The sequence below is a fragment of the Aeromicrobium sp. Leaf245 genome, assembly GCF_942548115.1.
In the GTDB taxonomy this organism is placed as follows: domain Bacteria; phylum Actinomycetota; class Actinomycetes; order Propionibacteriales; family Nocardioidaceae; genus Aeromicrobium.
In genome coordinates this window covers 1,677,148-1,697,314 of record NZ_OW824151.1, presented here as the reverse complement: position 1 = coordinate 1,697,314, position 20,167 = coordinate 1,677,148, and the positions used below count along the sequence as shown (strand labels likewise).

Annotated in this window: 17 protein-coding genes, 1 tRNA gene and 1 other RNA gene; 6 read left to right on the top strand and 13 right to left on the bottom strand. The window is 72.4% G+C overall.

Annotation, left to right across the window (positions count from 1 at the left end; genetic code table 11):
* Positions 1-6: 6 nt before the first annotated feature.
* The 4 genes from NBW76_RS08400 to NBW76_RS08385 form a co-directional block, all read right to left on the bottom strand.
* Positions 7-1,215, bottom strand: coding sequence for a DUF3152 domain-containing protein (locus NBW76_RS08400; protein WP_056555475.1), 1,209 nt, complete (start codon positions 1,213-1,215; stop codon positions 7-9).
* On the bottom strand, positions 1,212-4,142 hold the full coding sequence (locus NBW76_RS08395; protein WP_056555472.1) for a bifunctional [glutamine synthetase] adenylyltransferase/[glutamine synthetase]-adenylyl-L-tyrosine phosphorylase: 2,931 nt from the start codon (positions 4,140-4,142) through the stop codon (positions 1,212-1,214). Before NBW76_RS08395 ends, NBW76_RS08400 begins: the two co-directional genes overlap by 4 nt.
* A 640-nt stretch (positions 4,143-4,782) precedes the next feature.
* Positions 4,783-6,120 carry a glutamine synthetase family protein gene (locus NBW76_RS08390; RefSeq protein WP_055965561.1) on the bottom strand — a complete coding sequence of 446 codons (1,338 nt, stop codon included), beginning with the start codon at positions 6,118-6,120 and terminating at the stop codon, positions 4,783-4,785.
* A 54-nt stretch (positions 6,121-6,174) separates the two neighbouring features.
* Positions 6,175-6,585 (bottom strand): YchJ family protein, encoded by a 411-nt coding sequence (locus NBW76_RS08385; protein ID WP_056555468.1) that lies wholly within the window; start codon positions 6,583-6,585, stop codon positions 6,175-6,177.
* Positions 6,586-6,622: 37 nt separating this feature from the next.
* Between NBW76_RS08385 and NBW76_RS08380 the strand changes: the two genes are divergently transcribed.
* Together NBW76_RS08380 and panB are read left to right on the top strand one after the other, a co-directional pair.
* Positions 6,623-8,401 (top strand): NAD+ synthase, encoded by a 1,779-nt coding sequence (locus NBW76_RS08380; protein WP_056555465.1) that lies wholly within the window; start codon positions 6,623-6,625, stop codon positions 8,399-8,401.
* 97 nt (positions 8,402-8,498) lie between these two features.
* Entirely contained in the window at positions 8,499-9,434 is a 936-nt protein-coding gene (gene panB, locus NBW76_RS08375; protein WP_082481976.1) for a 3-methyl-2-oxobutanoate hydroxymethyltransferase, read from the top strand.
* A gap of 27 nt (positions 9,435-9,461) precedes the next feature.
* Here the strand turns inward: panB and NBW76_RS08370 are convergent, their stop codons facing one another.
* Together NBW76_RS08370 and NBW76_RS08365 are read right to left on the bottom strand one after the other, a co-directional pair.
* Positions 9,462-9,734, bottom strand: a complete 273-nt coding sequence (locus NBW76_RS08370) for a hypothetical protein (protein WP_055965554.1) — start codon at positions 9,732-9,734, stop codon at positions 9,462-9,464.
* Entirely contained in the window at positions 9,731-9,934 is a 204-nt protein-coding gene (locus tag NBW76_RS08365; protein ID WP_055965552.1) for a hypothetical protein, read from the bottom strand. Before NBW76_RS08365 ends, NBW76_RS08370 begins: the two co-directional genes overlap by 4 nt.
* A 77-nt stretch (positions 9,935-10,011) precedes the next feature.
* On the opposite strand from NBW76_RS08365, the gene map reads away from it, so the two are divergent.
* Positions 10,012-10,860 (top strand): type I methionyl aminopeptidase, encoded by an 849-nt coding sequence (gene map, locus NBW76_RS08360; RefSeq protein ID WP_056555461.1) that lies wholly within the window; start codon positions 10,012-10,014, stop codon positions 10,858-10,860.
* Between the two features lie 160 nt (positions 10,861-11,020).
* Here the strand turns inward: map and rnpB are convergent.
* Positions 11,021-11,418: RNase P RNA component class A (gene rnpB, locus NBW76_RS08355), an RNA gene on the bottom strand.
* Between the two features lie 64 nt (positions 11,419-11,482).
* Here rnpB and NBW76_RS08350 point away from each other — a divergent pair.
* From NBW76_RS08350 to NBW76_RS08340, 3 genes are all read left to right on the top strand, one after another.
* A complete protein-coding gene (locus tag NBW76_RS08350) occupies positions 11,483-11,887 on the top strand; it encodes an ACT domain-containing protein (RefSeq protein ID WP_235493012.1) in 405 nt (134 codons plus the stop codon).
* A gap of 195 nt (positions 11,888-12,082) precedes the next feature.
* Positions 12,083-12,658 carry a TMEM165/GDT1 family protein gene (locus NBW76_RS08345; protein ID WP_055965548.1) on the top strand — a complete coding sequence of 192 codons (576 nt, stop codon included), beginning with the start codon at positions 12,083-12,085 and terminating at the stop codon, positions 12,656-12,658.
* Between the two features lie 31 nt (positions 12,659-12,689).
* Complete coding sequence (locus NBW76_RS08340; protein ID WP_056555458.1) at positions 12,690-13,451, top strand: YaaA family protein; 762 nt, start codon at positions 12,690-12,692, stop codon at positions 13,449-13,451.
* Positions 13,452-13,491: 40 nt separating this feature from the next.
* Here the strand turns inward: NBW76_RS08340 and NBW76_RS08335 are convergent, their stop codons facing one another.
* The 6 genes from NBW76_RS08335 to NBW76_RS08310 form a co-directional block, all read right to left on the bottom strand.
* Positions 13,492-14,673 carry a bifunctional RNase H/acid phosphatase gene (locus tag NBW76_RS08335; protein ID WP_056555454.1) on the bottom strand — a complete coding sequence of 394 codons (1,182 nt, stop codon included), beginning with the start codon at positions 14,671-14,673 and terminating at the stop codon, positions 13,492-13,494.
* Positions 14,670-15,380, bottom strand: coding sequence for a zinc ribbon domain-containing protein (locus NBW76_RS08330; RefSeq protein ID WP_235493011.1), 711 nt, complete (start codon positions 15,378-15,380; stop codon positions 14,670-14,672). Before NBW76_RS08330 ends, NBW76_RS08335 begins: the two co-directional genes overlap by 4 nt.
* A gap of 29 nt (positions 15,381-15,409) precedes the next feature.
* Positions 15,410-16,555, bottom strand: a complete 1,146-nt coding sequence (locus NBW76_RS08325) for a Nif3-like dinuclear metal center hexameric protein (RefSeq protein WP_056555451.1) — start codon at positions 16,553-16,555, stop codon at positions 15,410-15,412.
* 30 nt (positions 16,556-16,585) lie between these two features.
* Positions 16,586-18,727 carry an ATP-dependent DNA helicase RecQ gene (locus tag NBW76_RS08320; protein ID WP_056555448.1) on the bottom strand — a complete coding sequence of 714 codons (2,142 nt, stop codon included), beginning with the start codon at positions 18,725-18,727 and terminating at the stop codon, positions 16,586-16,588.
* Between the two features lie 53 nt (positions 18,728-18,780).
* A complete protein-coding gene (locus NBW76_RS08315) occupies positions 18,781-19,776 on the bottom strand; it encodes a hypothetical protein (protein WP_156364830.1) in 996 nt (331 codons plus the stop codon).
* 222 nt (positions 19,777-19,998) lie between these two features.
* Positions 19,999-20,072, bottom strand: a tRNA-Val gene (locus NBW76_RS08310).
* Positions 20,073-20,167: the final 95 nt, after the last annotated feature.

Below are 20,167 nucleotides of genomic sequence, written 5' to 3'. Positions count from 1 at the left end.
GCCGGGTCAGAGCTCGCCCGTCTTCGGCCAGGGGTTGGCCTTGCATCCCTGCAGGCCCTTCGACTGCTGCTGCATGACCGGGGCCGCCTTGCCCTTGCCCGGGCAGCGCACGTGACCCTTGCCGAGGAAGTGTCCGACCTCGTGGTTCACCACCATGTGCCGGTAGTCGCGGATCGAGCGCCGGGCCTTCGACCACACCGACGTGCCCTTGTTCCAGCGCGTCTCGTTGATGATGACGTTGCGCCCGACCCGGCAGCTGTACGTGGAGCTGCAGCCCGAGGAGTACGACGGCACGCGGGAGGCCTTCGCGAGGACGAGGGTGAACGACCCGCCCTTCGAGACCTCCTTGAACCGGATGCCTCCACCGCGCCAGCCGCGTGCGTCGGCCAACGTCTGAGCGGCCTGGGTGCGGAACGTGGACAGGCTCGCCTTCGAGCCGTTGCGCCTCACCGAGTAGGTGATCGTGCGTCGCACGTCGCGCCGGTGCTTGACCAGGCCCGTCGAGAGCGAGGCCGCCCAGCGCGTCTGGTGGTAGCGCTTGGAGGCGGTCACCCGCACCGCCAGCCGGTGGCCGACGTCGCCGGGCTTGATCGTGTACGTGCGCCGGGTGGCACCGGCGACCGGCTTGCGGTCGCGGTACCAGCGGTAGCGCAGCGTGACTCCCCCGGTGCTCCACCGTCCCGCCGAGGCGGTCAGGGTCTTGCCGTAGCGGCGGGTGCCCGAGACGACGGGCCGGGCGCGCGAGACCAGCAGGGCCGGACCGACCGTGGTCGGTGCCGTGGTCGTGACGGCGTCGTCGAGCTCCGGGCTCGAGGCGGTGACCCGCACCGAGACCGCGCGGGCGTGGTCGGCAGCACCCAGGCGGTAGGTGGCGGCGGTCGCCTCGCCGATCGGGGCACCGTCGCGCAGCCACTGGTACGCGACGGAGGCGTCGGTGGGGCTCCACGTGCCCGGTGAGGCGGTGAGGGTCGAGCCGTAGCGCGACGTGCCCGTCACCACGGGCGGCTCGACCGGCACCACCGCGGTCGCCGCTGGCGGCTCCGGGACCTCGTCGGCCAGCGCAGGCCCCGACGTGGCGCCGAGGACCGTGGCCACGAGGGCGAGCAGCAGCGTGGCCACCACGGAGCGGACCGCACCTCGGCGCGACGTCGCCCGATCATGGGTCGTGACCGCGTCGGTTCCCGGCCCCCCGTCCGTCCCCAGCACCGTGGTCACTCCCAGAAGATCCGTTCGACGACCTGCCGTGCGTGCCGGGTGGCACGCAGGTAGTCGTCGATCATGCGTTCGCTGTGCTGCTGACCGTATCCCAGCAGGTGCGCCACGCCTGCCCTTTCGTCGGACTGCTCCACCATGGACTCGGCGGGCTTGGCACGCATGAGGACGACGGCGTTGCGCAGCCGGCTCACCAGCTGCCAGGCGCGGCTCAGCACCTCGGCGTCCTCGGCCGTCACCAGGTCCGCCTCGGCGGCCGCCGACAGGGCGCCGAGCGTCGACGTCGTGCGCAGGCCCGGGACGGCGTGGGCGTGCTGAAGCTGCAGCAGCTGCACCGTCCACTCGACGTCGGCGATGCCGCCGCGTCCGAGCTTCAGGTGGGTCTTGGGGTTCGCGCCCCGGGGCAGCCGCTCCGACTCGACCCGCGCCTTGATCCGGCGGATCTCGCGGACCTCGGCCTCGGACATGCCCTGCTCCGGCCACCGCAGCGGGTTGACGAGCTCGGTGAACCGCTCGCAGAGCTCCGGGTCGCCGACGCTCGCCCGCGCACGCAGCAACGCCTGCGCCTCCCACACGGCCGAGTACTTCTCGTAGTAGGAGACGTATGCGGCGAACGAGCGCACCAGCGGTCCGTTGCGACCGTCGGGCCTGAGGTCGGCGTCGACCTCCAGCGGCGGGTCGTCCCCCGGGGTCGAGAGGACCTTGCGCAGCGTGGTCGCGACCGCAGTCGCCGCAGCCGCCGCCTCGCCGTCGTCGGCACCGGGTCGGGGCTCGTGCACGAACATGACGTCGGCGTCCGAGCCGTAGCCGGACTCCCGCCCCCCGAGCCGGCCCATCAGCACGATGGCCATGCGCGTGGGGAACGGGTCCTTGCCGGCCTCCTCGCGCTGCCGGGTCACGGCGTCGATGCAGGCCGCGAGCGCGGCCGCGAGGGTGGCCTCGGCGATGTCGGAGAGCGCCACGCCGACCTCGTCGACGTCGAGCCGGCCGAGCACGTCGGCGATCCCGACGCGGGAGAGCTCGCGACGACGGACCCGCCGCACGGCCTTGATGGCCTGCTCCGGCGTCGTGTGCCGACGGGCGGCCAGCTGCATCTCGCCGCGCAGACGCTCGCCGTCGCGCGGCACGAGCTCGTCGTCGTCGCCGAGCAGGGCGACCGAGTCCGGAGCTCGCTGGATGAGGTCGGACACGTAGCGGCTGGAGCCGACGACCGCGGCGAGCTGCTCGGCGCCCTCACCCTCGTCGCGCAGCTTGCGCAGGTACCAGTGGGACTCGCCGAGCGACTCGCTGATCCGCCGGAACGTGAGCAGGCCGGCGTCGGGGGACGGCGACTCGGCGAACCACTGCAGCATCGCCGGAAGCAGCGACCGCTGGATGGCGGCCCGCCGCGAGACCCCCGACGTGAGCGCCTGGATGTGGCCGAGCGCGCCCTTGGGGTCCACGAAGCCCAGAGCCATGAGCCGTGCCTGGGCGGCCTCCGGCGTGAGCCGCAGCCCTTCGTCCGGCAACGACGTGACCGCCTCCAGCAGCGGTTGGTAGAAGAGCTTCTCGTGCAGGCGCCGCACGAGGCGCTTGTGGGCGTTCCAGTCCTTCTCCAGGCCCTCGGCCGGGTTCTGGCGGTAGCCCATGGACCGGCCGAGGCGGCGCAGGTCCTCGAGGTCGTCGGGCACGACGTGGTTGCGGCGCAGCCGGTAGAGCTGGATGCGGTGCTCCAGGGTGCGCAGGAACTCGTAGGCGTCCTCCATGGCGGCACCGTCGCGCCGGCCCACGTAGCCGCCCTCGGTCAGCTCGCGCAGCGCCTCCAGCGTGGTGGGGCTGCGCAGCGACTCGTCGCCCCGCCCGTGCACGAGCTGGAGCAGCTGGACCGCGAACTCGACGTCGCGCAGGCCGCCCGCGCCCAGCTTGAGCTGGCGCTCGCGCTGCTGGGACGGGATGTTCTCGATCACGCGGGTGCGCATGGCACGGACCTCGCGCACGAAGTTCTCGCGCGTGCTCGCCTCCCACACCTTCGGCGACAGCGCGTCCAGGTAGGCCTGTCCGACCTCGGCGTCTCCGGCCGCGAACCGCGCCTTGAGCAGGGCCTGGAACTCCCACGTGGAGGCCCAGCGGTCGTAGTAGGCCACGTGGCTGCGCAAGGTCCTGCTCAGCGGGCCCTGGTTGCCCTCCGGCCGGAGGTTGGCGTCGACCTCCCAGATGGTGCCCTCGCGCGTGTGGTCCGAGCAGAGGCGCATCATCGTCGACGCGAGCCGTGCGGCCACGCGGGAGGCGGTCTGCTCGTCCGCACCCTCCGCGGGCTCGTGCACGAAGATCACATCGACGTCGCTCACGTAGTTGAGCTCGCGACCGCCGGTCTTGCCCATGGCGATCACGGCGAGCCGCACGCTGTCGGAGTCGGGCTCCTGTCGGCGCGCCAGGTCCAGCGCCGCACCCAGCGTGGCCACCGCGAGGTCCGCCAGCTCCCCGGCGGACTCCTCGAAGCCGGTGAGCGCGGTCAGGTCGCGGGCGGCGACGTGCAGCAGCTTGCGTCGGTACGCGACCCGCAGCTCGTCGGCGTCGTCCACCTCGCCCAGCTGCTCACGCATCGTCGCGAGGTCGAGGGGCACGGGCGACAGGCGGTCGGCGCCCAGGTCCTCGACGTGCTCGGGGTGGCGGGCCAGGAAGTCGCCGAGCGCCTCGCTCGTGCCCAGCACGATGAGCAGGCGCTGGCGCAGCTCGTCGTCGGCCCGCAGGGTCGTCAGCAGCCGGTCGGTGCCCCACGCCTCGGCGATCGCGACGAGGGAGGAGAGCGCCGTGTCGGGACTGGCCACGGCCGCCACCTGCTCGACCAGGGCGTCGTCGATGCCCTCGAGGCGGGCCAGGTGCGCAGCCGCCGCAGCGCCGTCGAGGAAGCCGCGTCGGGCAAGGGCCAGCTCCGGGGACTCGGTGGACACGGCTGCAGGCTACGGCACGTGACGCGACCCGCGGCTGCGCTGCCTAGCGGTGGTCGTGGACCTGCTGCCGCTTGCGGTCGACGTGGCCCTGCCCCTGCGCTACCTGCGGTCGTCACGACTCACTGGCGCACTGCCCGCGGTCACGACTCACCGGTGCGCTGCCTCGGCCTTCGCGGGAGGCGGTCTCCGAAAGGCCTCGACCGGGGACCTGGGGCGGGCGCCGGTCCGGAGGCGCGGGACTCATCTGGTGCCGGGGGTGGACCCACGATTCTTCCTTTGCGCGTGATCGGCGCAGGATTCTCCCTTCGCGCGTGCCCGCGGTGGATCCTCCACCGCACGAGCGCCCAGACGGTGGAATCCACACCGCTCGGCGCCTGCGGTCGTCAGTGATTGTCCCTTCGCGTGGAACGGTCCACGAGAAGGGAGAAGCCCTGACCACCCCCGACGCGCAGAAGGAGAATCGTGCGTCCAACCCCCAACCCCCAGCACCCGCCACAGCCCGAGAACCCGGACCGCGTCCTGCGCCAGCCGCCCGGTCGAGGCCTCTTGGAAGCCGACCCCGGCGCGAGCCGAGGCGGCGCAGCAGCGAGCCGAAGCCACTGCAAGCGGTCGCGTCTCCAGCCAACCCGACGCGCCGACCTCAGAGCACGGGCAGCAGCCGGTCGATCTCGAACTGGGTGACCTGGGACCGGTAGGCCTCCCACTCCTGGCGCTTGTTGCGCAGGAAGAAGTCGAAGACGTGCTCGCCCAGGGTCTCGGCCGCGAGCTCGCTGTTCTCCATCTCGCGGATCGCCTCGTCCAGGTTGCGCGGCATGGGCGTGAGGCCCATCGCCTTGCGCTCACGGTCGGTCAGCGACCACACGTTGTCCTCGGTCTCGGGCGGCAGGCTCGAGCCGTTCTCGATGCCCTTGAGCCCGGCGGCGAGCACCAGGGCGTAGGTCAGGTAGGGGTTGCAGCCGGCGTCGATGCCGCGGTGCTCGACACGGGCGGACCCGCTCTTGTGCGGCTTGTACATCGGCACCCGCACGAGGGCGGAGCGGTTGTTGTGGCCCCAGCTCAGGTAGTTGGGCGCCTCGTAGCCGCTGGCCAGACGCTTGTAGGAGTTGACCCACTGGTTCGTGACGGCGGTGATCTCGGGGGTGTGCTCCAGGACCCCGGCGATGAAGGAGCGGCCCGTGGCACTGAGCTGGTACTCGGCCCCGGCCTCGTAGAAGGCGTTCTCGTCACCCTCGAACAGCGAGAGGTGCGTGTGCATCGCCGAGCCCGGGTGGTCCGTGAAGGGCTTGGGCATGAAGGAGGCCCACTTGCCCTGGCTGAGGGCCACCTCGCGCACGACGGTGCGGAAGGTCATGACGTTGTCGGCCGTGGAGAGGGCGTCGGCGTAGCGCAGGTCGATCTCCTGCTGGCCGGGTCCGCCCTCGTGGTGGCTGAACTCGACGCTGATGCCCATGTTCTCGAGCATCGTGATGACCTCGCGACGGAAGTCCTGTCCCCCGCCCTGGGCGGTGTGGTCGAAGTACCCGGAGTCGTCGACCGGCACGGGCCTGCCGCCGACGTCGGGCTTGCCTCGGAAGACGTAGAACTCGATCTCGGGGTGCGTGTAGAAGGTGAAGCCCGCCTCGGACGCCTTGTGCAAGGTGCGCTTGAGCACGTGCCGCGGGTCGGCGAACGACGCACTGCCGTCGGGCATCGCGATGTCGCAGAACATGCGCGCGGTCGCGGGGGCCTCGCCCCGCCACGGCAGGATCTGGAACGTCGACGGATCGGGCTTGAGGAGCATGTCGGCCTCGTGCACCCGGGCGAAGCCCTGGATGGCCGACCCGTCGAAGCCGATGCCCTCGGCGAACGCACCCTCGAGCTCGGCGGGAGCGATCGCGACGGACTTGAGCGACCCGAGGACGTCGGTGAACCAGAGCCGCACGAAGCGGACGTCGCGCTCCTCGAGCGCCCGGAGGACGAAGTCTTCCTGCTTACCCATGGGGCTGAGTCTCGCACGGGTCGTGTTACGGCGATGTTACGTGGCCGACGCGCCTCACGGGGCGCGTGACGACGTGCCCTCGACCATCCGTCCGCGGACGTACTGCCACCCCTCGTCGCCGCGCACGAAGCGGCTGACCTCGTGGAGCACGCCGAGCCCGGCCTCACGATCGGTCCCGCCCCACGCCGCGCGGAACTCGACGACACCGAAGGAGTCGTCGGGCCGACCAGCCTCGGTGCGAAGCACCTCCAGCCCGGTCCACACGAGGGCCGGGTCGTGGTCGATGCGCGCCGGCCGGGTCGTGGGGTGCCACGTTCGCAGCAGGTAGCCGCCGTCGCCGAGCACGTAGGCGGTGTAGCGCGACCGCATCAGCCGCTCGGCCGTCGGTGCCGCACCACCGGCGAGGAACGGCCCGCAGCACGTCGCGTAGGCGTCGCCGGTGCCGCACGGACAGGTCCTGGCCATGGCTCCATCATGGTCGGTCGAGCCCTAGGCTGGCCGTGTGCCCCAGCTGCGTCTCGCCCTCGCCCAGGTCAACCCCCGCGTCGGGGACCTCGACGGCAACGTCGAGCTCGTCGTCGCGGCCGCGCACGACGCGTCCAGGGCCGGAGCCCACCTGCTCGTGATGCCCGAGATGGTCCTCAACGGCTACCCGGTCGAGGACATGGCCTACCGGCTGTCGTTCATCGAGGGCACGCGCGACCGCGTGCCCGCCCTCGCCGCGCGCCTCGTCGAGGAGGGCCTCGGCGACCTCGTCGTCGTCGTCGGGCACCTCGACACCGCGAAGGACCACGTCGACACCGACCGGCTGGGGGTGCCCAAGAACGCGCCCACGAACTCCGCGTCGGTGCTGACCGGTGGTCGGGTCGTGACGCGCTACGACAAGCACCACCTCCCCAACTACGGCGTCTTCGACGAGTTCCGTCACTTCGTGCCCGGTGACGAGACCCAGGTCGTGCAGGTGCACGGGGTCGACGTCGCGATCGCGATCTGCGAGGACATCTGGCAGGACGGACCCTCCGCGGCCGCCGACGCCGCCGAGGCGGGACTCCTCGTGGTGCTCAACGGCTCTCCGTACGAGGCGGCGAAGGACGACGTGCGGCTCGACCTGTGCGCCCGTCGGGCCCGCGAGGGCAGCTGCGCGCTCGCGTACGTGAACCTCGTCGGCGGGCAGGACGAGCTGGTCTTCGACGGCGACTCGCTCGTCGTCGACGCCGCGGGCGAGCTGGTGGCACGCGCCGCCCAGTTCGAGCCGGAGCTGCTCGTCGTCGACCTCGACCTGCCCGCCGCCACCGCGCCCATGCCGGACCCCGGCACGCGCTTCCACGGCCTGCGGGTCGAGCGCACCGTGATCTCCTCCGATCCCCTGCCGGCCTACGAGCCGGCGGTGCCGGTGGTCGCCGAGAGGTGGGACGACCTCGGCGAGCGGTACTGGGCGATCGTGCTGGGCCTGCGCGACTACGTGCGCAAGAACGGCGCCTCGTCGGTGCTGCTCGGCCTGTCCGGCGGCATCGACTCCACCCTCGTCGGTGCGATCGCGGTCGACGCCCTGGGCGCCGAGAACGTCTTCGGCGTCTCGAACCCGAGTGACTGGTCCTCCGAGCACAGCCGCACCGACGCCGCCGAGCTCGCGCGCCGCACCGGCCTGCAGCTCGACACCGTGCCGATCGGGCCCATCTTCGACGCGTTCCAGTCGACGTTGGGCCGGACGACGACCCGGCTCGACGGCATCGCCGAGGAGAACCTGCAGGCGAGGATCCGCGCCGTCGTCTGGATGGGTCTGTCGAACCAGCACGGGCACCTCGTCCTCGCGTGCGGCAACAAGTCCGAGCTGGCCACCGGCTACTCCACGATCTACGGCGACGCGGTGGGCGCGTACGCCCCCATCAAGGACCTCCCCAAGACCTTGGTGTGGGAGGTCGCCCGGTGGCGCAACGCGTGGGCCGAGGAGCGTGGTGAGCAGCCTCCGATCCCCGAGAGCACCATCAGCAAGCCGCCGTCGGCCGAGCTGCGTCCCGGTCAGCTGGACTCGGACTCGCTGCCGCCCTACGAGCTGCTCGACGCCGTGCTCGACGCCTACGTGGAGCGCGACCTCGGCTCGGCGGCCGTGATCGCCGAGGGCTTCGACGCCGCGCTCGTGGAGCGGGTGGTCACCCTCGTGGACAAGGCCGAGTACAAGCGTCGCCAGTACCCGCCCGGACCCAAGGTCAGCCGCCGCAACTTCGGCCGCGACCGCCGCGTGCCCATGACCAACGCGTGGCGCGAGTCGCTCGACTCGTGACCTCCCGCACATCGACGCGACATCCGGCGTCGATGCGGCAGGATGGGACCTGTCCGTGGACCCCCACCGAGGGGCTGCGAGAAGAGAGGGACCCACCATGACCGAGCACACCCCTGCCCCGACGTCGGCCGAGGAGACTGCCCCCTACGGCAGCGCGAGCACCTCCGCGCCCGACTCCCCCGGCTCGAGCCCCGCCACACCCGTGGCAGCCGGCCCGACGACCGACCCCGCGATCCGCCGCGTGCGGACGCACCACCTGCAGCAGTGGAAGGAGCAGGGCCACAAGTGGGTCATGCTCACGACCTACGACCAGTACACCGCCGCCACGTTCGACGAGGCCGGCATCCCGGTGCTGTTCATCGGCGACTCCGCGGCCAACAACGTGTTCGGGTACGAGTCCTCCCTGCCGGTCACGGTCGACGAGCTGCTCCCGCTCGTGAAGGCCGTCACCCGCACCGCCCGGCGTGCCCTCGTGGTCGCCGACCTGCCGTTCGGGTCCTACCAGCGCTCGCCTGAGCAGGCGTACGACACGGCGGTGCGGTTCATGAAGGAGGGCCAGGCCCACGTGGTGAAGCTCGAGGGCGGGGCCGAGATGGCTCCGCAGATCGAGCTGCTCACGAAGGGCGCGATCCCCGTCATGGCGCACATCGGCTTCACCCCTCAGTCCGAGCACGCGCTCGGTGGCTACCGGGTGCAGGGCCGTGGCGACGCCTCGGCGAAGCTGATGGAGGACGCCCTCGCTGTGCAGGAGGCCGGTGCCTCGTCCGTCGTCATGGAGATGGTGCCCGCCCCCATCGCGGCCGAGATCACCCGCACGCTGCACATCCCCACGATCGGCATCGGGGCCGGAGCCGACTGCGATGCCCAGGTGCTCGTCTGGCAGGACATGCTGGGCCTGCGCACGGGCAAGGCGCCGCGCTTCGTGAAGCGCTACGCCGACCTGCACTCGGTGATCCTGGGCGCCGCCCAGGAGTTCGCAGCCGACGTCGCGGGCGGCACGTTCCCCGGGCCGGAGCACACCTTCGACTCCTGACCGCGAGCCCGGCCGACGTGGCCCGGCTCAGGTGCGCCAGTCGAACAGCGAGACGCCGACGGCGTTGACGGCGAACCAGGCCGCCAGGGCGTAGAGCGGCACCCAGGTGGCGCGGGCCGGCTGGGTCGCGATCGTGCGACGCAGCACCGGCACGAAGCACGCCAGCACGACGAGGTGCAGCAGCACGCCCCACCACGGCGCGTAGAGCACGGTGGAGATCACCAGCCACAGCATCACCACCAGCCCGGTGACGCCGATCCACGGACCCGAGCGGTCGAGCTGCAGGTTCGTGCGGCTCACGCGTCGGCGGAGGGCTTGTCGTCGTTCCAGTCGGGGTCGTTGTCCCACGACTCGTTGCGCTCCTGGACCTTGTCGAGGGCACGCGCAGCGTCGGCCTCGGTCGGGTAGGGGCCCAGGCGGTCGGCGGCCTTGCAGCCGTCCTCACCCTCGACGGTGTGGTGCTTGAGACAGAAGAAGAATGCGGGGGCCTCGGCGCTCATGGACCCATCCTGCCCCACCCTCGGTGCCGATGCCCCTCGCGATCGTCGGAGGCGGAGCGGCCTCGTAGCATCGGGACGTGTCTCCCCTCGTCGCCGGCCGCGTCTCCCCCGTCCGCCACGTCCCGTCGCGCATCGACCGGCCCGAGTACGTCGGCCAGCCCGCTCCCCTGCCCTACCGCGGGTCTTCGGTGCGCGATGCCGACACGATCGCGCGCATGCGGGTCGCCGGCAGGATCGCAGCGCAGGCGCTCGACGCGGTGGAGGCGGCGATCGCACCGGGCGTGACCACCGACGAGCTCGACCGGGTGGGCCACGACTTCCTCGTCGCCCACGACGCCTACCCGTCGACGCTGGGCTACCGCGGCTACCCGAAGTCGCTGTGCAGCAGCGTGAACGAGGTGATCTGCCACGGCATCCCCGACGACCGTCCCCTCGAGGACGGCGACATCGTCAACATCGACATCACCGCCTACGTGGACGGCGTCCACGGCGACACGAACCAGACCTACCTCGTCGGCGACGTCGACGAGGAGTCGCGCCTGCTCGTGGAGCGCACCCGCGAGGCCACCCACCGCGCGATCCGCGCGGTCAAGCCGGGTCGTCAGATCAACGTGATCGGTCGGGTCATCGAGGCCTACGCCGCGCGCTTCGGCTACGGCGTCGTCCGTGACTTCACCGGCCACGGCGTGGGCCCGGCGTTCCACGACGGGCTGATCGTGCCGCACTACGACGAGCCGTCGGCCGACACGATCATCGAGGTCGGCATGACCTTCACCATCGAGCCGATGCTGACGCTCGGCTCGATCGAGTGGGACCTGTGGGACGACGGCTGGACCGCCACCACCCAGGACCACTCCCGCACCGCCCAGTTCGAGCACACCCTGCTGGTGACGCCCGAGGGTGCGGAGATCCTCACCCTCCCCTGACCTGTCCTCCGGACGCACACGTTCGAGAGCCGTGGAGCCTGCCCGCGTGGCACACGGTCGAGGCGTGCTGAAGTCGCCGGACACCTGAGCAAGCGTCCCCACCCACGCAGGACGGCACCCCCGGCGGGGGTGCCGGGCCGTGGGCGGCGAACAGGAAGAGTGAACGAGGCGGCCTGTAAGCCGGATTCTGTCCCCGGTCCGAGGACCGGGGGGCGACCATCCATCTGGGTCACGCATCGCTGCGCGCCTCGAGCGACCTACCCGCTGACATCGGACGAGCAGCCCGTCAGCGCAGGCGCCGGAGCGCCCTCTTGGTCTTGCTCCCGGTGGGGTTTACCTAGCCGACGCCGTCACCGACGTCGCTGGTGAGCTCTTACCTCACCGTTTCACCCTTGCCCGCACCCCGTCACCCAAGAGGGTTCCGGGGCCGTTGGCGGTCTGTTCTCTGTGGCACTGTCCCGCACGTCACCGTGGGTGGCTGTTGGCCACCACCGTGCTCGGTGGAGTCCGGACTTTCCTCGACGGGCCTGAGCCCGCCGCGGCCGCCCGGCCGCCTCGTTCGTGGGCCAGTCTAGGGCGCGCTCGTCACGTCCTTGCAACCTTCGGTCCCTACGCTGGCGTCGTGGAGGTCGAGGAGATGCCGTCCGATGCCGTGGCGAGGACCGGGGGTGGGGTCGGTGACCTGCGCCCTCGGCTCCATCCCGAGCCCGTCGTGTACGCGATCGTCTCGCAGGGCTTCGACACGTCCACCGCCCTCGCGGCGGTGCGCGAGGCCGAGGGGCTCACCGTCGTGGTCGAGCAGACGGAGGCCGACGAGGACGGTCTGGTGTACGAGTTCGTCGGCGCCTGGATCACCCTGACGGTGGCCTCCGCGCTCGACGGTGTCGGCCTGACGGCCACGATCTCCGCAGCGCTGGCCGGCGACGAGATCGCGTGCAACGTGGTCGCCGGGTTCCACCACGACCACCTCGTGGTTCCGTGGGACCGACGTCACGATGCGCTCCGTGTCCTCGATGCCCTAGGCTGAGGGCTGCGAAAGGGAGTAGTCCCCAATCGCTGCGTCGACATACTGAAGCCGGGCCCTCGGGTCTGTCCTCCGGTGCAGCGGGCCAGACCGGCGACGGTCTCGGCGGACGAGACTTTCGACCCATAGATCGTTGACGATCCTGGGTCGAGGCTCGTCGATCATGGCTCCTCGTCCTGGGGGACGAGGAGTTTCTTCATGTTCGAGGCCCTGTGGCTCAGCACCGCTGTCATCTTCGTCGCCGAGCTCGGCGACAAGAGCCAGCTGATGGCGATGACGTTCGCCACCCGGTACCGGGCGCGTGACGTCATCATCGGCATCACGGCGGCGACGGCGGTCGTCCACCTCGCGTCCGTGGGCATCGGCTACTGGATCGGCACGAGCTTCGAGAAGTACCAGTCCGGGATCGCGATCGCCGCCGGTGTGGCGTTCCTCGGCTTCGCGCTCTGGACGCTGCGGGGCGACGAGCTCACCGAGGGCGAGGCCGACAAGGCGCGCAAGGCCACGGGCTCGGCCCTGCTGGCGGTGGGTCTGGCCTTCTTCCTGGCCGAGCTGGGTGACAAGACGATGCTCGCCACGATCACCCTCGCCGTGCGCGAGGACTGGTTCGGCGTCTGGATCGGCAGCACCGTGGGCATGGTGGCGGCCGACGCGCTCGCGATCGGCGTCGGCGCGGTGCTCGGCAAGCACCTGCCGGAGCGGGCGATCCGCTACGGCGCCGCCGTGGCGTTCGCGATCTTCGGCGCGCTGCTCATCTTCGAGGGTGTGCGCTGATCGCCGTCCGCTGCCTCGCTAGGCTCGCCCGGTGCTGATCGTGCTCCCGCCCTCCGAGGGCAAGACCGCACCGTCCGACGGACCCGTGCTGGACCTGGCCGCGTTGTCGTTCCCGCGTCTCACGCAGGTGCGTGACCAGGTGTCGCGGGCCCTGGTCCGTCTCGCGGGCACCCGACGGGCCGCCGAGGTGCTGGGGCTCGGCCCCACGCAGGCCGATGCCGTGGAGACCGACGCCCGTCTCTTCGAGGTGCCGTGCGCACCGGCGGGCGAGGTGTACACCGGCGTGCTGTTCGGCGAGCTCGACCTCGCCACCCTCGACGACGCTGCCACCGCCCGGGCCGAGCGGACCGTGGCCGTCGCGAGCGCCCTGTTCGGCCTGGTGCGGGTCGGCGACCCGATCCCTGCCTACCGCCTCTCCGGCACGGTCACGCTGCCGCGCCTGGGCCCCGTCGCCGGTCGGTGGCGGCCGGTGCTGCCGCAGGTCCTCGACGACGAGGTGGCCGACGGGCTGCTCGTCGACCTGCGCTCGGGCGCCTACGTGAACCTGGGCAAGCCGTCCGCGGGTCTCGCCCCCCGCACCGCCACCGTCCGGGTGCTGCACGAGCAGGACGGCCGCCGCAGCGTCGTGAGCCACTTCAACAAGGCCACGAAGGGGCGGCTGGTGCGCGCGCTGCTCACCGAGGGCACCTCGCCGGCATCGGTGGACGAGCTGGCCACGGCGTGGCGCGACCTCGGCTGGACGGTCGAGCAGGACGGGACCCGTCTCGACGTCGTCACCACCGGCGCTCACTGACGATCGGCGCATCCACGCCGTACCGTCCGAGCGCGGCCGTCTACTCGGGGACGATCGAGAACCCGCGCAGCGACGGCGTGCCGTCAGGCCACCACGCGATGGTCGTGATGCTGGCCGGGGCCAGCTCCATGCGGTGGATGATCGACATCGGCCCGTCCAGGGCGAGCCTCGTCATGAGCTTGATGGGCGTCACGTGGCTGACGACGACGACGGTCTCACCCGGGTGTGCCTCGACGATCCGGTCGCGCGCCTGCCGCACCCGCTCCTGCACCTCGTCGAAGGACTCCCCGCCCGGAGGGGCGACCGCGGTCGAGGACAACCAGGTCGACAGCTCGTCGGGCCAGTCCTCCATGATCTCGGCGAAGCTGTGGCCGTCCCAGTCACCGAAGGCGGCCTCCTCGACACCGTCGTCGACGCCGACCGTCACGCCGGTCTCGCGGGCGACGAAGCCGGCGGTCTCGCGGGTGCGGCGCAGCGGCGAGGAGATGATGGCGTCGACGTCGTGGTGGCGAGCGATCCAGGCCGCCGCCCGCGCGGCCTGCGCCTCGCCCTCGGCAACCAGGCCGGGGTCGGAACCACCCTTGCCGCAGAACAGCTTGCGCACGGTGTTGGCCGTGACGCCGTGCCTGAGCAGCACGAGCGTCGTGGGGCGGCCGTGCACGTCGCCCCTCCAGCCGAGCAGCGGGTTGGTGTCCTTGCCGGTACCACTCGGCGGCGCCTCGAGCGGTGCGGTGACGTCGTCGGCCGACGCCACCGAGGTCGTCTCCTGCCGGGCGACCGTGCCCACGACGGCGGGCTCGCCGGTGCGGGCCTGGGCGTCCAGCGCCTCGTTGGCGAGGGCGTCGGCGGCGGCGTTCTGGTCGCGCGGGATCCACGTCCACTCGACGACCCGGTCGGCGAGCCCCCGGGCCTGCTCGGCCAACGGCTTCATCGACGCGTGCTTGATCTTCCAGCGTCCTGCCATCTGCTCCACGACCAGCTTGGAGTCCATGCGGACGACGACGTCGGCATCGGGAGCGTGCTCGGCGGCGAGCTCGAGCCCGGCGATGAGTCCGCGGTACTCGGCCACGTTGTTGGTGGCCCTGCCGATGGTCTCACCGCGCGTGGCGAGGACGTCGCCGGTGGACTCGTCGCGCACCAGCGCACCGTAGGAGGCGGGCCCCGGATTGCCCCGCGACCCTCCGTCGGCCTCGACGACGACCCGCCCGACGGCGGCAGTCACAGCCCGGACTCGGCCGTCCGCACCAGGATGCGACTGCACTCGGGGCAGCGCACGACGTCGTCCTCGGGCTGGGCGGCGATCTCGCGCAGGTCGGCGCCGTTGAGCTCCAGGCGGCACCCCTCGCACCGGCGCGCACGCAGCGCAGCGGCACCGAGCCCGCCGTACTGGTGACGGACCTTGTCGTACAGGGCGAGCAGGTCGGCCGGAACGCCGGGAGCCACGCTCTCGCGCTCCTCGTTCACCGCGACGACCTCGGCGTCGATGGCCTCGACCGCGGCGTCGCGGGCCGCGGTGACGTGCGTGAGCTCGGCCACCAGCGCGTCGTGGTCGGCGGTGACCGCCCGGAGCTCGGCCTGGGCGATCTCGAGCTGCTCCATGATCTCGAGCTCCTCGTCCTCGAGCGTCGAGATGCGACGCTCGAGTGCGCCGAGCTCGTGCTGGAGGTTCTCGAGGTCCTTCGGGTTGGAGATCGCACCGGAGGAGAGCCGCTCCTCGTCGCGCGTGCGGCGCGTCTTGACCTGCTCGACCTCGGCGTCGGCCTTCTTCTGGGCGCGCGTGAGGTCGCTGACCGTCGTCTCGACCTCGACCTGGCGGCCGCGCAGCTGCGCGACCTCGGCGGTCAGCTCCTCGATGCGGGCGAGCTCGGGCAGGGAACCGCGGCGGTGCTGGAGCCGGGCGAGGGCGGAGTCGGTGTCCTGGAGGTCCAACAGGGCCTGCTGGGCGGACGGTTCGGCTTTCAGGGGGTCCTCCTGGGTGCGGGAGCCAACGCGTGGGACCAGGGGTCGGTCACCAACGTGGACACATGGACGTCCACCGTATCGCCCAGCCGCTCGCGCAGCACGGAGGCGACCACCGGCAGCCAGGTCCACTCGGCCGCCCAGTGCGGCACGTCGACCACGCCGCAGGCGCCGGGACGCTCGAGGTGCTCGCTGACCGGGTGGTGCCGCAGGTCCGAGGTGACGTACACGTCGGCTCCCGCGGCGTCAGCGGTGCCCAGCAGGAAGTCTCCCGAGCCACCGCAGAGGGCCACGGTGGTGACCTCGCTCGTGAGGTCCCCGGCCACGCGGGTGGCGCCGTGGTGCGCCGGCAGCGCAGCAGCCACGTGCTCGGCGAACGCGGCCAGGGTCATGGGCGTCTCGAGCCTGCCTATGCGACCGCTCCCCCGGCTGGACGGAGCGGCGGCCGTGGGCAGCACGAGGTAGGAGACCTCCTCGTACGGGTGCGCCTGCAGCAGTGCCGTCCGCACGGCTTCGCGCAGGGTCGCAGGTGCGACGAGCTCGAGCCGCGTCTCGTCGACGTGCTCGAGCGCGCCGACCTCGCCGATCGCGGGCTGCGCACCGTCGAGGGGCCGAAAGGACCCGGTGCCGTCGGAACGGAAGACCGCCGAGTCGTAGTCGCCCACGTGCCCGGCCCCCGCGGCGTGCATCGCGGTCGCGACGACGTCGGCGTCGCCACGCGGGACGTGCACGACCCAGGCGTCGAGCCCGGGATCGGTGTCGACGTCCAGCGGGCGCACGTCGTGCAGCCCCAGCGCGAGGGCCATCGACTCCGAGACACCGAGGGGCGGGGAGTCGGCGTTGGTGTGACAGGTGTGCAGCGCGACGCCGTGGGTGGCGAGCGTGTGCACGACGCGGCCCTTGGGCGTGGTCGCCGCCACCGACGTGACGCCCTTGAGGTACAGCGGGTGGTGGGTCAGGAGCAGGTCCGCACCCCGGGCGACGGCCTCGTCGGCGACGGCCTGCACCGGGTCGACGGCGACCAGGATCGAGCCCACCTTGGCGTCGGGATCCCCGACGACCGTGCCGACCGCGTCCCAGTCGTCGGCCCAGCGGGGGTCGTAGAGCTCGTCGAGCACACGGACGACGTCACGCAGCGTGGGCATGTCGCCACCCTAGGACGTGGCGGCCGCGCACTACCCCACCGAGCCCAGTGCGAACGGCAGGACGGCGTCGGCGCCGGCTCGCCGCAGGTCGCGGGACGCGACCGCGACGGTCCATCGGCTGTCGACGAGGTCGTCGACCATGAGCACCGGGCCGTCGGTCGCGGCCAGGGCCTCGCGGAGCGCGTCGGGCACGACGAACCGGCCCCACACCCCGGCCAGCCGGAAGGCGCTGTTGCCGCCCTGGGTGGTGGCCGGCGCGCCGGGCGCGACCTCGAGCGCGGGCAGCAGCGGAAGGCGTCCGAGTCGGGCCAGGCCCTCGGCCACCGAGGCCACGAGGGTGGGCCGAGCCACCGACGGCAGCGCGACCACCGCCACGGGACGCTGGTCCCACGGCCAGTCGCGCAGCGCCCGCGCGCACGCCCCCAGCAGCGACTCGGGCACCGGCACGTCGGGCGCGCCCGTGGCGAAGAGCTCGCGCAGCGTGCCACCCCAGCCGAGGTCGGTCAGCCTCGCGACCACGCGGCCCGTCTCGGGCCGTTCGGTCGGCGGGATGCGACCGGACACGTCGACCCCCAGCCGCCCGACGCCCGACGGCCACTGGGCGCGCGGGTCGACCGCCACGCCGACCCGGTCGAGCGACTGCGTGGCCCGTTCCACCGCGGCACCGTCCGTGCCGGTGGGGTACCAGGGTCCGGCGCACACGTCGCACCGGCCGCAGGGGGCGGCCGTGGGGTCGTCGAGCTGACGCTGGAGCAGCTCCATGCGGCACGTGCGACCCGCCTGGTACTCCAGCATCGCCTCCTGCTCGGCCTCACGGGCCTGGGCGATGCGCTCGTACCGTTCCGCGTCGTAGACCCACGGCTCCCCCGTGCTGACCCAGCCGCCCTGCACACGCCGGACCGCGCCGTCGACGTCGAGCACCTTGAGGAGCAGCTCGAGCGGCGTGCGACGGATGTCGACCTGGGCCTCGAGCGACGCGACCGACAACGGCGTGGTGCCCAGGGCCCCGAGCACGGCGTCGACCTTGGCCTGCGTGGGCATGGAGGCCGTGGCGAAGTAGCGCCAGATGTCGGCGTCCTCCGTGCCGGGCAGCAGGAGCACGTCGGCGGACTCGGTGGCACGGCCCGCGCGCCCCACCTGCTGGTAGTACGCCACGGGTGAGGACGGCGCACCCAGGTGCACGACGAAGCCGAGGTTGGGCTTGTCGAACCCCATGCCGAGTGCGCTCGTGGCCACGAGCGCCTTGAGCTGGTCGTCCTTGAGCGCCTGCTCCAGGCGGATCCGCTCGTCGGGATCGGTGCGGCCGGTGTAGGCGGCCACCGTGTGACCGGCCTCCGCGAGCAGTCGCGCGAGGTCCTCGGCCGCCGAGACCGTGAGGGTGTAGACGATGCCGCTGCCCGGCAGGTCGGCCAGGTGCGAGACCAGCCAGCCCAGCCGCTCGCGCGACGTCGGCAGCGTGAGGCAGCCCAGCCGCAGGCTCGTGCGGGCCAGGGACCCGCGCAGCGTCAGGACCTCCCCCTGGTGACCGGCGCCGTCCGCCGCCCCCGGCCCGGCCCCCCCGCCGAGCTGCTCCTCGACGTCGGTGACGACCCGCTCGTTCGCGGTGGCGGTGGTCGCCAGCACCGGGACCCCGTCGGGCATCGACTCGATGAGGTCGGCGAGCCGGCGGTAGTCGGGTCGGAAGTCGTGGCCCCAGTCGGAGATGCAGTGCGCCTCGTCGACCACCAGCAGGCCGATGCGTCGGCGCAGCTCGGGCAGCTGCTCGTCGCGGAAGCGGGGGTTGGTGAGGCGCTCGGGAGAGACGAGCAGCACGTCCACGTCGTCGGCGTCGAGCCGCGCCCGGACGTCGTCCCACTCGTGCGCGTTGGCCGAGCTGATGGACACCGCTCGCACCCCGGCCCGCTCCGCCGCCGCGACCTGGTCGCGCATGAGCGCGATGAGCGGCGAGACGAGGAGCGTGGGGCCCGTGCCGCGCGCCCTCAGCAGCGACGTGGCCACGAAGTAGACCGCGGACTTGCCCCATCCGGTGCGCTGCACCACGAGGGCACGGCGGTGGTCGTCGACGAGGGCCGAGACCGCCTCGAGCTGCCCCTCGTGGAACTGCGCGTCGTCGCGGCCGGTGAGGCGTCGCAGGGCTTCGAGGGCGTGCTCGCTCGTGGTGGTGGCCGTCATGGACCCATCGTGACAGCGGGTGCCGACACGGGCGGCGGCCCGTCCACAGCAGGTCAGGGGCCGGGACAGGTCCGGTCGTCGCGCAGCTCTTCCTCCAGTGGACCCGTGGGCGCCGAGCCGGGCTCGCAGAGCATCGGGTCGAGCTCGGCGGCCACCGTGCCGCCGACCTCGAGACGCAGGTTCCACGTGGAGGTCCCGTCGACGAGCAGGTCCACCTGCGCGCGCACCGCCTCGAGCAGCGGCCCGCGCACGGCCGGGTCGTCGAGGTCGGGCGCCGTGCCGCCGCTCGACACCTGCACCACGAGGTACCGGTCCGGGTCGGCGTCCTTCTCGGCGAACTCACGCATCCCCACGCCCACGCGTCCCACCGCCTCGGCGGGCTCGGCGGCGGACCGCAGCGCCGCCCACGCGTCCATGGTCCCGTCGCCGGGGAAGCCGCGGTCGGCGCTCACCGAGGAGCCGTCGGCAGCCGCGACGCCCCAGCCGCGGCGCGCGTCGTCGGCACCGTGCTCCTGCTCGAGCCGGTCGAGCGCCACGGACACGTCGTCGGCTCCGGTGTCCTTGCCCAGCGTCAGCACGACGTCGGTCTCGACGTGGTCCGGGCCGGGCACGTCCTGGGTCATGACGTCGACGGCCGCAGCACCGTCCTGCGCGACGTCGTGCGCGAGCGCCCACTCCCGCACGACCGCGTCGGTCGTCGCCTCCGGCTCGAAGGAGCGCAGGTGCACCGTCGACGGGCCGAAGGTGACGTCGACGTCACCCTCCTCGCCCTCGTGAGTGGTGCTGAACGCCTCGTAGACGACGCGCCCCACCTCCTGGAGCTGCTGCGAGGTGACGTCGGGCTCCGCCTCGACCTCCAGCGCGACCTTGCCGGAGTCGAGCGTGACCGGCTCGGCGTAGTCGGCGTCCGCCGACGTGACGCCGGGCAGGTCGCGCAGCTCGGCGACGAGCGCGTCCACGTCGTCGGACAGGTTCGGGTTCGCACACCCGGCGAGAAGCAAGGCCAGCAGCGTGCAGGGAGCCGCCACAGCGGCGAGTCGGGATCGCACCCGCCCACCGTCGCACACGCGCGTGGAGGTTCCGCCCCGGCGGACGCAGGATTCTGCCTTCGCGTGCAAAAGTCCGAACGATTCTGCGTTCACGACGGAATCCCGTCGGGAACGCAGAGTCCTTCGAGCCTCCGCCCACGAACGCAGAACCTTGCGTCGCCGGGCCGCGGAGGAGGGGCGGGCAAGCACGCCGCGCGCTCGGCGGCGTCGGTCGGTCCAGGGTGGGCGAAGAGGGACTCGAACCCCCGGCCGCTCGGGTGTAAACCGAGTGCTCTGACCAACTGAGCTATTCGCCCCGGACGGCACCGCGAAGGGCACCGGGCGCCTGGAACCCTACCGCACCGACAGCCCCGCGCGGCGTCCTCGCGGGACGGCTCCGACATGAAAGAGC

Excerpts from the sequence above, each read along its gene's own strand:
- NBW76_RS08390 (WP_055965561.1), bottom strand. The coding sequence starts at position 6,120 with ATGGGTAAGCAGGAAGACTTCGTCCTCCGGGCGCTCGAGGAGCGCGAC.
- NBW76_RS08385 (WP_056555468.1), bottom strand. The coding sequence starts at position 6,585 with ATGGCCAGGACCTGTCCGTGCGGCACCGGCGACGCCTACGCGACGTGC.
- panB (WP_082481976.1), top strand. The coding sequence starts at position 8,499 with ATGACCGAGCACACCCCTGCCCCGACGTCGGCCGAGGAGACTGCCCCC.
- NBW76_RS08365 (WP_055965552.1), bottom strand. The coding sequence starts at position 9,934 with ATGAGCGCCGAGGCCCCCGCATTCTTCTTCTGTCTCAAGCACCACACC.
- NBW76_RS08345 (WP_055965548.1), top strand. The coding sequence starts at position 12,083 with ATGTTCGAGGCCCTGTGGCTCAGCACCGCTGTCATCTTCGTCGCCGAG.
- NBW76_RS08325 (WP_056555451.1), bottom strand. The coding sequence starts at position 16,555 with ATGCCCACGCTGCGTGACGTCGTCCGTGTGCTCGACGAGCTCTACGAC.
- NBW76_RS08320 (WP_056555448.1), bottom strand. The coding sequence starts at position 18,727 with ATGACGGCCACCACCACGAGCGAGCACGCCCTCGAAGCCCTGCGACGC.